Annotated in this window: 9 protein-coding genes and 1 pseudogene; 4 read left to right on the forward strand and 6 right to left on the reverse strand. The window is 39.3% G+C overall.

The window, feature by feature from the left end:
• Positions 1-882: catalase (locus tag KIT90_RS27315; RefSeq protein WP_285379682.1), on the reverse strand; the 882-nt coding region annotated here is incomplete at its 3' end.
• A gap of 283 nt (positions 883-1165) precedes the next feature.
• Between KIT90_RS27315 and KIT90_RS27320 the strand changes: the two genes are divergently transcribed.
• Positions 1166-2722, forward strand: a complete 1557-nt coding sequence (locus KIT90_RS27320) for a methyl-accepting chemotaxis protein (protein ID WP_285379683.1) — start codon at positions 1166-1168, stop codon at positions 2720-2722.
• Between the two features lie 74 nt (positions 2723-2796).
• Complete coding sequence (locus KIT90_RS27325) at positions 2797-2964, forward strand: hypothetical protein (protein WP_285379684.1); 168 nt, start codon at positions 2797-2799, stop codon at positions 2962-2964.
• Positions 2965-4231: 1267 nt separating this feature from the next.
• Here KIT90_RS27325 and KIT90_RS27330 read toward each other — a convergent pair.
• The 5 genes from KIT90_RS27330 to KIT90_RS27350 all read right to left on the reverse strand — a co-directional run bounded on the left by KIT90_RS27330 (position 4232) and on the right by KIT90_RS27350 (position 10125).
• A complete protein-coding gene (locus tag KIT90_RS27330) occupies positions 4232-4441 on the reverse strand; it encodes a hypothetical protein (RefSeq protein ID WP_228010021.1) in 210 nt (69 codons plus the stop codon).
• A 91-nt stretch (positions 4442-4532) separates the two neighbouring features.
• Entirely contained in the window at positions 4533-4790 is a 258-nt protein-coding gene (locus tag KIT90_RS27335; protein WP_285379687.1) for a bacteriocin immunity protein, read from the reverse strand.
• The gene (locus KIT90_RS27340) at positions 4783-5211 is read right to left on the reverse strand and encodes a hypothetical protein (RefSeq protein ID WP_285379688.1); all 429 of its coding nucleotides are present in this window, start codon (positions 5209-5211) and stop codon (positions 4783-4785) included. Before KIT90_RS27340 ends, KIT90_RS27335 begins: the two co-directional genes overlap by 8 nt.
• Position 5212: 1 nt before the next feature.
• A complete protein-coding gene (locus KIT90_RS27345; RefSeq protein ID WP_285379690.1) occupies positions 5213-7846 on the reverse strand; it encodes an S-type pyocin domain-containing protein in 2634 nt (877 codons plus the stop codon).
• A gap of 440 nt (positions 7847-8286) precedes the next feature.
• The gene (locus tag KIT90_RS27350) at positions 8287-10125 is read right to left on the reverse strand and encodes an ATP-dependent endonuclease (protein ID WP_285379691.1); all 1839 of its coding nucleotides are present in this window, start codon (positions 10123-10125) and stop codon (positions 8287-8289) included.
• A gap of 371 nt (positions 10126-10496) precedes the next feature.
• Here KIT90_RS27350 and tnpA point away from each other — a divergent pair.
• Both tnpA and KIT90_RS27360 read left to right on the forward strand, forming a co-directional pair.
• Positions 10497-10718: pseudogene (gene tnpA / locus KIT90_RS27355) on the forward strand (IS200/IS605 family transposase); the annotation flags it as partial.
• Between the two features lie 1727 nt (positions 10719-12445).
• Entirely contained in the window at positions 12446-12988 is a 543-nt protein-coding gene (locus KIT90_RS27360; protein ID WP_285379693.1) for a hypothetical protein, read from the forward strand.
• The last annotated feature ends 126 nt before the right edge of the window (positions 12989-13114 follow it).

A 13114-nucleotide genomic window follows, 5' to 3' on the forward strand; every position in this document is an offset into this window, starting at 1 on the left:
CAACCCGTTGTAATCCAGTTTGCTCAGAGCTTCTGGTGACAGCACCTTCACGTAGAGATCCCACTTAGGGTAGTTACCACGCCCAATTTCTTTATACAGATCATTGGTTAAATGGTTGAAGTCTTTACCCTGCATTGCGGTTACTTCATCAGGACGCAGGCTTTTGATACCTTGTTGGCTCTTCCATTGGAACTTTACGTAGTTCACATCGCCTAGCTTATTAATCCACTTGTAAGCGTGCACACCAAAGCCGTCCATCGTGCGATAGCTTGCTGGCGTACCTAGGTTGCTATAAACCCAAGTCAGCATGTTGGTCGCACTCGGCTCATGACTGAAGAAATCAAAGAATCGGTTTGGATCCTGAACGTTGGTAACAGGAGACGGTTTTAGAGAGTGCACCATATCCGGAAACTTAATTGAATCGCGGATGAAGAACACAGGCAAGTTGTTCCCTACCAAATCCCAGTTACCCTGTTCAGTATAAAATTTCGTGGCGAAACCACGAGGATCGCGAAGTGTCTCAGGTGATCCTTTTGAGTGAATAACGGTCGAAAAACGAACGAAAACAGGGGTTACCTTTCCTTTGTCAGTAAAAGGAGCGGAAACCGTTAAGTCACTAAAGTCATCCGATGCAACAAACTCACCATGAGCACCCGTACCACGAGCATGTACCACACGCTCAGGAATTCGCTCTCTGGCAAAACGCTGCAATTTTTGGATCAGGTGAACGTCTTGCAGTAATACGCTGCCGTTTTCCCCTGCTGTGATTGAATTCTGGTTGTCACCGACTGGTGCACCATTGTCTCTAGTTAGGGCTTGTGCTTGAGAAAACTGACCAATTATTCCCATCACAACCAGTAAAACACTATTTGATATTTTCATGTTGTGCTCCTACATCTCTTGTTGCGGGTACTGAACTTGATTAATACCTTTTAAGGTCCGCATAAAAGTAGAAACAATAACTCAAATAAAAATTGCAAAAATTAAACTAATTGAAACGATAAATAATTTTAATGAACACTTTTGATGAATTTTCTTGAAGCTCTAATAGATAGCAATCACTTTGCGCACATTTAACATACTTTTGCGCAAACCTCCTAACAAATAGAAGCAGAATTTCACTTTTACTCATAGAATGTTTTTTTATTGTTCATTTAAGAGTTGTATGATGTTTTTCAGTTCTACCTCCAAGCTATCTTTAGCAAGAGGTTTAAATTTTCTTCTAGCCTTTTTTCTTTTTCTTGTTTTTTTCGTAATCTACACAAGTTTTACGTTAGTAAAACTAAACAAATTTACAGCATTAGAAAGAGATCACATTGTCTCAGTAATCGAAGCAAAAGAAAGCTTTGAAGACTATAGAATCAACCCTACTTCAACATTGTCATATATCGAGGCTGTTAATAGTGTCGAAGAAGGAAAAGACAAAAGTCAACAATGCCTTGATTCCATAACATATATTGACAATATTATGTTTTCACTTCTAGGTTATGAGCGTGCTATCGAACTGTGTTCTATTGATATTTCTGACTCTATTGCATTTGTCAATGCAATTTCTATTGGTGAGCTTGAGGTCGCGTCGTCAATTTTAGATAAAATAAATGCGAATTCAATAGAGTTCTCTAGATTACTTCCAACAATAATTAAAACTATAACGGCTATTAGCTTGGTTTTTCTTTTTGTTTTTTTCATTTCATTTCTTTCATTACTGATATATTTAAAAAGAGAAATAACAAAAGATTTACTTGGTCTGGTTGATTCTCTTAAAGAGATAGAGGAAAGCTGCAAAATCTCTGACGATGTATTTTCTGGAAATATCCAAGAATTCAATCAGATATCATCATCAATAAGTAGCATGATGAAAAGAATGAAAGGGTTAATGATTAATATTCACGACTCGTGTGATTCTCTAACGCTTAAAAGTCAATCGATGAGGATAGACGCAAAAAATGTCAATTCAACGATAGAATTACAATCTCTAATGACAAAAGAAATTGTCATTTTTGTAGAAAATATGAATGACGCAACCAGAGAGATCGCAATAAACGCATCTAATGTTGCACAAAATTCTAAAGAAATCAGGGATCTTTCATTCTCTGGTCGAGATATGCTTTCCGAAGCAAATCACGAACTAATTCAACTAGTGGATCAGGTTAATCTAACAAACACTACCGTTAAATCCCTGACGGATAGTGGAGCAAGGATCAGTGAGGTTTTATCTGTAATCATCTCAATTTCAGAGCAGACCAATTTACTTGCTTTAAATGCCGCGATAGAAGCTGCTCGAGCGGGAGTGCATGGTAGGGGCTTTGCAGTTGTTGCGGATGAAGTGCGGACGCTTGCTACAAAAACACAGCGCTCTGTAGAAGAGATAGAGTCTATTATTCATTCATTTAATGAATCCTCAGAAGAAGCTTTAACTGCTATGACAGATAATATCAGCAAAGCAAGAAGCACAATGGAGAGAGCGAAGAATACATCCAACACAATATCTAGCATAGCAGATCTGGCAGAAGAAATATCTGACTCAACAAGCTTGGTTGCAGTTGCTGCGGAAGAACAAACTTCCGTTGTAAATAGCATACAAGAATATACAGCTAATCTTGAAAGTTCAGCTATAAAGTGTAAGGAACTAGCGATAAAAGTTGAACATTCGACAAAATCTACACAGCAAGAGGCTGATCAAATGAAAGTCAATATAGAGAAGTTTAATATTGACTATTAAAGAATAATTATATTACTTAACATATCTGTACCCCATTCTTTTATGGAGTACAGATATTTATTGGAAACACGTCTATGAACTTTGGCTCTTTTTTTTCAAAAATAAAACAAAAAATAAATGAAGCTAATAATTTGAATGACTTAACAATCTGGAAAAAAAAGCAGACGGTTAATAATTCTGGCTTATCCTTCAAAACAAAAGATGGAGTTTTAGCTGAGAGAAACTATATAAACAAAGATTAATATTTTTATTAAAAAAACCACCTACATAGTAGGTGGCAAAGAGAGTGTATAGATGTTGTAGTAAGACCTGTTTGAATTGGTTAAAATCAAGCCTCATTCAGCCTACAAATAGATAATACGACAAACAAACATACTTAAAAAGCACTCAATTGCATATATGTGAGCCTCAGTCTCATTTTTAAAAACAAGATGAACATTATAATAATACATTTGCATTTCACTATATAATTCTATTCGTGTGGATTAGATTTAATGAAAACCTAACAAATAACTATAATCTAAATACGTCAATAAAAAAATTAAAATCACCTTTTAATCAATAAGTTATAAATTTAGTCTATAGACCTCGATGATGAAACTGAACCATCGTTATTTGATACAAATATTCTTAGCGAAGATATGTATCGATAAACAAAAACATGGTATCGCGTAACAATTTTTCAAAGTAAAACTAAGTTTATCTATAATAATAAATTACTCAGTCTCTGCCATTCAAATTGACTATCAGGAATGATGCCCATTTTGGCTGATTTATCGACGATTCTTAATATCCAAAACGGCCTGGTGAATTAGGTTACATTCAATTTAACCTGCCCTATTTAGCAACCCCGAGCAAAGCACGTTACTCCTACATCTGTCTACGCTCACTCTAAATGAGAAGTTTTGAGCTTATCAGTAATGACGGTTATCACGCATATATCCACACTAGTGCCCTTCTACGAGCAGTCCCGCATTGATGATAGTGCTGATATTCACCACGAGCTGCAAAAAATGATGTCGGCGCACTTAGGTTTGAACATAATGGCTCAAACCTTATCTACGAGTTGATTTAACTACCGGCAAGTAGAAAAAGCCTTGTTAGAGTTGACTGCGGATTTTGACCATCTAGCACAAGCTCAGCGCTGTAGAGAGTTACGCTTTGGTCATGGAGCACCAACGGATGAACGTTAACAGTCCCAAATAGTGATGACGTTACAAAGGTTAGGCCATCCCTTACCCGACATTTGGCAAGTACTGCGGCAACCTTCCGAAAGCAACAAGATAGCCAAATCAAGATAACAAACGTTACCCCTCTAAAAACAGTTATGCCCCATTATAAGACAGAGTAAATACTCATTCATATCCTGTTAGTTGGTTTTTTCCTTACTAAAAGTAATCCATTCTTCTAATGCTATTGTTGTTAATCCTCGTGTTGTATTACGGGGGCTCTTAAGTTATCAACATCGTACACAGAACCACCATGTTGTATTTATTCAACATGGTGCATTTAGAAAGAACGTCTTCCCCCAACGGTATCCTTAAACCTTGCTCGAGGAGCTTTGCCATCCATCATCCGTTTAAGGTTCGCAGGTATAAATTGACTTGAATCGAGAGTTTGCCAACTTGCTTCACCGTTTTCTTCTGGCGTCCAATTGATGGTTGGTACGTTATCTTCAATCGCAATGGACAAAATATTGAGTTCACCGAGAGCAACCATAAGGTTCTGACACAAGAGGATTTTGAGCGGTTTTTAGAGCAGGCTGAGGAATGGGAATGAGAAAAGGCGTCATCGTGACGCCTTTTATTTTTTACTCTTTGAAGCAGGGAAGCCCCTGACTAACACGCCAATCTTTCACTATTTTGACTATCCCTTCAGGCGTATCCTCACCCGGGTTCTCTGGGTAGTAAATTAAGTCTGAACCCGCAGGATGCTCCGTAATTAATATGAAGTGTTCAAGCAACTTATCTTGATAATCATCGCTGCCCTTTGATTCAATTATCTCATCTAGTAAGTTTATAAAATCAGCTTCAGTATAAGCACTCAGTGTGTTTTTTCGTTTAAGCATGAGTCTTCATTTGATAATGTACTGCTGCAATATCAAAGCTTCCTATCTCATAAACAACTTGAGTAGCAACCCCGCGAGAATCTAGGTATTCATCCATAGCACCAATACATCCAAGTACGGGGATAGTTTTTTCTGGTCGATGGTGGTTAGGATTACCAAGAATACTTAAAACCTGCTTCCTGTTAGTTAGTAGGCGGAGGTCACCAGCATAAAATGAGGAGTTACTAACCACAACGGAAATCAACCGCTCTGTTTTTCGCTCGAACTTAAACTCTATACCAGTGGTGTAAGATGAAATATAAAAAGCATCACTAGATGGGTTCAGGACCTCTGGCACATTACCCCCTACTAAGGATATAAAGCTCGGGTCTTTCAGGAGTGCTCTATACTCAGTCCCTAAAAAGTTATTATAGGATTGCATTTTAGTACCAACCATTATTCTTGTTAATATCATGTAGTTTAGTTCTAGCGTTTTCTAGTTCTTGTTCGCTGTAGCCTTGCTCTTGTAGACACGACTTAATAGCGTCAAAGTTAGAGTCTACTGCTGATTTTATATCCATTGCGTCAGCGTGTTGCTTCTCTTTTTTATTTCTACCACCGTAGGTTTCACTACATTTACGGTGAACTTCTTGAGGTATCGCAATAGCCGCTGCAGAATTGATTAAAGTTCTCTCTTGTTCTCTGGTTAAGGATTGTCCTAACAAAGTCTCAGTTGCAGTTTTTAAAGCTGCTTGTGAAGGAATATGATCTATGTCCATTCCATCTTTAACACTTCTTGGAGCAAGTTCTCCGTATGTACCAACCTCAAGGGGCTTCACCTTCGGGTTGGCTTTGCCCGAGCTATTTTTGTTGTAAACCACATAGAGCGGAGCAATACCTGAGCTTTCAGGGAACACCAAGATCGCATCACGCCAGTCTTTCTCTTCTGGCGCAGGCGTAACGATGACGTTCGCATCGCTATCCGAGTGAATTGGCGTGACCAGTATATCGTCTTTTTCAAACCCATCACTATGATCGGGAGTAGTTTGCCAACTTGCTTCACCGTTTTCTTCTGGTGTCCAATAGATAGTTGGTCCGTTATCTTCAATCGCAACGGACAGCTGGCCATTATTTCCCTGTTTCACGTATTTGATGGGGATGCGCGTGTCGTCTACATGATAGCCCTGCACGTGCGGGTAAAACTCTCCATCTTGGGGCTCGGTAATGTGGACACGAACGCGGCTTTGCGCCGCGGTCACTTGGCGTAAATCTTGGTCTGTGTATTGGGTGTTATCGCCAAATAAGCTTTGCTGCATGACAAACAAAGCGCCAATGCCTTCTACTTGCCAGCGGTAGCCCTCAACGATTTTGTCTTTCAATGTTCCTGCCAGTTTATCCAACTGCATCGCCGCAGTTTGGGTTTGCTGCGTTTGCTCTGGTGAGCCGGCAACAGCTGCGGAACTTCCCATGGCCATTTGTGCTTGTGTTGCTTGAATGGCAGGCATGACAGCCGCTGGGGTCGCATTCGCTTGCGCAAAGAAGAATGACCAAGGCCCGAAGTTACTGATTGACTCTTGCTGTTCACCAATTTCAATACAACCTTCTGGTCTGGTGCAGGATTTAGCGAACACGAGCGAGCTTGTGGCGTCTTTTAAGTTAAGTATAGCTACGTCGCCTTCGACGAAATCAGCGGCGTTGATGGCTCGGTATTTGGTCAACCCAAGCAATGGATCGCTGTGTTGGTAATGACTGTTGCGGATGTTGTTGTAGGTTTGCGGGCGCAGAGGCGGAAAAGTGTTCTTTTTGTCCGGTGTTTGTTTTTGCTGTGCTTCTGCAACAACAATTTCATCACCAATTGTGAGTGATAGAGGGTCGGCCTCAAACACTGGGTTAAGCGAGAGCAAGGCTTTAGCACCCATACCATGCCGTTCAGCTATGCTCTGCCAGCTTTCCCCTGCAACTACGATGTGCGTCGCTGCGGTCTGTTCGGCTTCCGTCTCATCGTCGATATTGTCTGAGCGTGATTCTTCCGGCTGTTTGACCGCATCAAAAAGTGCGGGGACATCCAACTTTATCCCGTTTTCGCTCAGCCAATCTTCGCTGAGATTATCGAGCTCTTCTCGTGTGATTTGGCGCTCAAGATAAATGATGTATTGGTTCTCAAGGACTTGGTTGGCCAACTTCCAATACACCAAAATAGCGCTTTGGTCTTTGGTAAAACCGCGCTCGTCATTGAGCGTCTCTTGTGTCGATCGCGTAGCGTAAAACGCCCATTTTTCTTGTCCGAGAATTTTGTACTCTTGGACCAGTTCACCATCATTAAAGTGGTAGTAATAGCCCTCTGTCGGCAAGCCTAGGCGTTCGCCCAATCGCACAGCCGGAACGACAGGTATAAAACCTTCCTCTGTTTTATGGCTGCCGGCTTTTTGTAGTGTGATTGATTCCAATGATGTCAGCCCGAGATTGTCGTCAGCGATGTGGACATTTAAACGCTTTGGCTCATCAAATACACATAACGCTGTGTAGCGGGTACCTTGCTCGGTATTGGCTTGCTCCCAGCGGGTTACCGCGTTCTCTTTTTCAGTTTTCGCTAAAGCAAAGTCATTGTGTACCATTTTCTTTATGGTGGCATCCGAGCAGCCGACTTCGAAGCTGTACTCAAATTCCTTGGTGATTTCCTCTTCACTTTCGACTGCGATCGGCTGTGGCGTATAAGCTCGTTCGAGTGTCGCGGTCTCTCCAATACGTGTGCTGTATCCTCCCGTTGCTCTGGGGATTTTCGTCTTTGCTAACAACTCCTCAGCCGCATCTTCCGAAAATGCAGAGATAACCTCAGAGTTCAGCCGCCATGTTTTAGGACCAATTGGGTCGTTGTAACTCAGAAGTGCGGGAATTTGAGGTGTATCACTCACGAGTACGAGCTTACCCTCGTGGAGGTGTTGTTTTAGCTGATCAAAGGTAAGATGAGCAGGAATGGCAGAGGCGATATCTGCTTCCGCGAGGTTGTGGAAGTTGCCCTCTATCAACCCGAATTCATGGGACATTACTTCCGACAGTGGAAGGGTTTTATACGACACACAAATACCTAAAGTAAATACTAATTATCACGGCAATTAGCAGTAAGCGTGCCATTAACTTTCTTCTGCAAAATCAGCTAGGTAGAATGATAGTAGTATACGCCGATACAATTATTTGGTTATCGAGCCAAAAAGTTGGATATAAATCCAAGAAGTTGGTCGGTGTTGGCTGTGGCCTTTGTGTATGGAATCTGTTTAGTTGAAGCGATACATATGGTGTTTTTTCCCGCGAACACATTCGTAGTGGGCACGTTGTGGATTTAATAGTTCTAAGAAGGTTTTGCCTCAACATTCGTTAGGGCAAATACTCTACAAATTTGAGAGGCGTGCGTTTTCCCTAGAAAATCTAATCTGGTTTTAGAAGGGGCAGATAATGATCATTTGGGAGTGTGAATACACTGGATATCGTATTTTACAGGAGGCTGTATAGCCTCCTGAAGCTAGTTTGGCAGTTTAGGAATAACATCTGGGTACGATTTTGCGAATGAGTCAAACTTATCGCCTATCTGTTCTATTGCATCCCATTCAACAGCTCCTGTAGGAAGTTTGGTTTTATCTTGTGTAACAATAGCTAACAGCAAATTTTCAACCGTATTGTAGCTCTCTTCATCTTTCATTTTAGCAACAGCATTCTCTGGTTTACCTGCTGAAACTGGCTCATTGAAATAAGCCGTTTCAAAATCAATAATTGAGCCAAACACCTGGCTGTACTCTGACATTTGTTCAAGAATTTTGCTGTTGTTAGTCCATGCAGGGTTTGTTTCAATATTAGGTTTTCTTTCCTTTTTATCCTTCCCTTCGACTTTCATGAGTCGGTATTTAAGGATCTGCTTGGTATCAATATCATGAAGTACGAAGTAACTTTTTTTGAAATGGTTGAGAATTTTCATGAACATTGAAACTTGCACTTTTCCTCCGCAGCGAAGGATGAACAAGTCATCAAAAGTCGTGTCACCTTTTTCTTTGTAATCTTTGACTACTTTACCAAATGCAGTGTATTCAGTATCTCCTTCAACCAATAAAACTTTACCACCAAAGAAAAACTCCATTACATCTGGGTTAAATAAGTTAAACAATTTCAATGATTCTGTTTCATCTTCAGTGAAGTTGATTTGATCTGGTCGAAAAATTGTTGTCGCCTCAACCTCGTCATTCGAATTATTTTCTACTCGAATAATCTTAGTGTGATCACGTGTTAAGTCGATAAAACTTGGAGAGTGAGTAGTTATCATTACTTGCCAGTTTTCATTATTCTCGGCAAGGTTATATAGCATGTCCCTTGTATCTCTACAGGCTGAAGGGTGTAAACTTAATTCGGGTTCATCTAGTAGTAGTAAATGTGACTTGTAATCCCCTAACTCATTATATTTCTTTGTTTTCTTTCCAGAGGATTCATATCCCATTTCAGCGATTTGTTTCAGAACAGACCAAAGTAACGTTCTTCTAGCACCGCTACCATGATGACTTATTGGGAACACCTGCTCTCCTTTCCCAAATCGAACATCCACTTCTGATGAGTCAAAAATCTTCAGGTTAGAACTGACAATATCTTTCTCACTAATATTGATTTTTAGTTCATGATTAGGGATGATTTTGGAAGCATATTGAGAGATTTCTTTAGCCAAGGTTTCCAGAGTCTCAGTACTTTGTTCCACGAACTCTTGTTTTAAGGATGACATTTGATCATACAGGGATGAGTAATCTGCGTTTTGTTTTGTTGGTTTGAAGTTTCTAACTTGCTCTTCTAAGAAAACATCAACCAGAATACTTTGAATTGCTTCAGATTGATCCTCTGGGTTGCTAAAGGTGCCAACTAAATGTGCCTTTGGTCTATTCTTTTTTGAGGCACCATCATTAGACCATGGCATTCTTGGTTTATCTGTATCTTCTGCAAAACGATTCTCTTTCACTAAGTATCCATACCTAGAGGGGGCGTTGTCTTTCTTTCTCCAAATAAAGCGTTCTTTAATTAGGTAAGAGGTTTCTTCAGTTTCATTCTCTTTTGGTTTGTAGAAATGATCACTCGGTTTGTCAGCTCCTGAGCAACGTGTGTGTATCTCGACCGTTGGTAAGGCATCTTTATCCAAAACTCGATTATGAAAATCATCTAAAACAAGTTTTTCACTGTTAACTGCTGCATGATAAGCCTTTAGTATTGTGCTTTTACCAAAATTGTTCCCACCAACCAAAATGACTATATCGTCTAGTTCAATCTCGACAGGTGTGGAGCCAATTGAGCGAAAATTGCTCACTAATAATTTTTCTAATCTTACTGCCATATGCCCTCCAATGAGTATGGCAGCATTTTAGTGCTTATCTGCTTATTAACGAAATAGAACTTCTTAATTATTTGATTTTGGTTATTCTTTATTCGTTGCGCTGTAGATGGATTACAATCGACTGATCAGCACCATTGATATTGGATATAAAGCTAATGACTTTCTATACCTGTAGTTATCCATGAGTTGCTAATTTAGGGAAGTCATTGGCAAACTTTTGTCCAAATTCGAGCTAGCGATTGCGGCTTTTCGTACATCTAACGACATAACTCTTTGATGTAGTATGTGTCTTGTATTTAAGAGCTGAATAACTATTATTTGTGGGCGTGTACGAAGACCAGAATGATAAAGTGTAACGTTTTCTTCGACTGGTACCTCTACTACTTGAGTACCCTCCAAAAGTGTAGCTATCGAAGTTGATCAACTCATTGAAAGGGGTTCGCTCTAGACTTCTGCGTCAAGAGTTTCCAATCATTCATCGTTACTTGTGGAAAGGGGCGCTTTGGAGTCCAAGTTACTTTGCTGGATCTTGCGGCGAAGCAAGTCTTGAGACTTTAACTAAGTACATTGAGAGTCAGAATCGTCAGGACTAATTTTTGCTACTTCGTAGCAATGGCTTACATCCTCCCTATAAACGGGGGTTTTTACGCCAAAATAATAAACAGTATTAAAGTTTGCCACAAAGAGTCAGGTATACGTTTCAATTATAAAAATGATTGCTACTGCAATTGAGTGCCAACCAGAATAATTCTAGTTCACCCAAAAATAAGAAATCAATTTATTAAAGTTATAAAAATTTAATCTCTTAAAGACAGAAACATTTGTAAAACTCATCTAGGAAAAGTTAATTCGTATGGTTCTTGTAGAAAAAATGACTCATTTTTCCTCTGTTTTAATTTAGAATCATAGTCTAAAAAAAAGCCCGCATAAGAAGGAGAGCGGGCAAAACATTCTTTGGAATAGTAGAGTAACTTGATTTAACTCAAGTAAAAGCCTGTGTCAGAGAATGCGTTTAGCTATCTCCTTTGCCAATAGTTGGGGTCTAATCCTCTACTAGCCAAAGTAATATCCATGCAAACGGTCAAAAATGCTAACTTTTTCCACTAATAATTTGAGTTACATTCTCAAATTATTTCCACGATTAAACAAACCAACCCCAATAGACATCTAACCACCTGATTATTAACAAATAAATCAAGATACTAAAATTAACAAAACCGATATGGTGATACGAAACCAGTCGTAAGGATAGAGCCCCAGATAAAATAGAGGTAATTTTGTGCAAATTATCTTAATAATTGCGCATTAAATAAAAATGTTTACACAATATTTATTTTTTTATGATAATAATTTCGTAGTTCCCTACGTAAAAATAGGCCAATAACAGTGATGACAGCGTCATACTGATACAGTTTAGATTCGATAATGTAAAGATCTTTAATATCTAATCGACGAATGAAGTTATGAGAAAGTTTTTGGCGTTTTTCTTTAAAGAAAACCACGCGACTATTCGGTAGGAGTTTTGACAACAAAAATACAAAACCTTATGGTCCAACAAAAGGAAGCGAAAATCTTATTTTAAAAAATTAATTAAGATGATTTTTATGGCGACTTGAAAATAGGATTGCGATATCAAGTATAGGTCTTATGTAAATGCTATCGCGGATACGTTCACCAATATAAGCAAAGGATCATGACAATGCATTCACCTCTATTGTGTTATTTATGTCAGCAACCTATTTTGATAAACTCTCATTTCTATAAGCTCGAACATTGCGTTCAAAATGCCCAGTCCTCATCCAAAGCCCTTATCACTCAACAAGTTTGTATATCATGTGTAACTTTACGTTTAACAGGAGCTTTTGATACACAACTTGTAAAACGGATCACATCCGATACCATTGAGGAAACAAACTTACAGCGATGTATTTACCTCGAAGAAGAACACGTACAGCTATTACCTTATTTTTTAACCTCATATCATTCGTTTTCAAAGGAAAGTGCGAGTGACATCGAACAGCTATCGTGACTTCTCACCGCCCTATCGGCTGATGCTTTTTATTTCGTTAGCCGTTGTTCGATAGTATCGAGGCTTAGGCTGCTTCCACAAACAGAGGCGACCATCCAGCCGCCTTTAATTCTAGGATGCCTTTGTCACGGATCTTAGGAGCGACATTTAAGTCACGATCGATATCTTTAGTTCCTCTAGACGAACAATCCCAGTACTTTACAACGAGAAACCTTCTGAAATGAGAACTTGAGAAGAGCTCCCAAACAAAATAGAACAAAAGTAAAAACACAAAAAAAAAGAGGATTTGATATGAAAAATTTGCCTTCTGCAATTCCATTGATTTTTGCTTTTTCTGTTAACGCATCAGATATTAGTATGGTAACTTTTCAATGGAATGGGATCGTGCCACTAAATTCAGAACCAACGCTGTTTTTGGTAACAAGTACAAATGAGCTTTTGACAAATATACAAAATGGCATCATCGTTTTTGAAAATAAAGCGGGGAAAGTGAACATTGCCGATACCACACCTTATATGTTCAAAGCAGTGACAGTGACTAATACTGACGGAACTTATGAACCAGATAAAGCGGTCGATGTCGACTACAGAATATCTTTAAATTCTATTTCGTCTGGAAAACTAGGATTGGTGGATTTTGGTGATAGAAAGTACTTTGAAGTAAAAGCAAATGGAATCGGCTTAACATTTTTAAATGAAATTGAAAAACAGGCAGGACAAATGACCACAATATCGCTCGGTAAAAAAGATAATGTAGAAAGCTTCACCGCAGCAAAAGAAAGAGATAAGTGGATTGTTCAAGCAACGATTCATGTAGAAACAATCACAATATGACGACTCATCGCCCTATCGGCAGATACTTCTTATTTCGTTAGCCGCTGCTCGATAGTATCGAGACTTACGCAGCTTCCATAAGCAGAGACGACCGTCCAGCCGCCTTTAACTCTACCCAATGGCGCC

The sequence above is a fragment of the Vibrio sp. B172a genome, from assembly GCF_030248355.1.
GTDB classification, from domain to species: Bacteria; Pseudomonadota; Gammaproteobacteria; order Enterobacterales; family Vibrionaceae; genus Vibrio; species Vibrio owensii.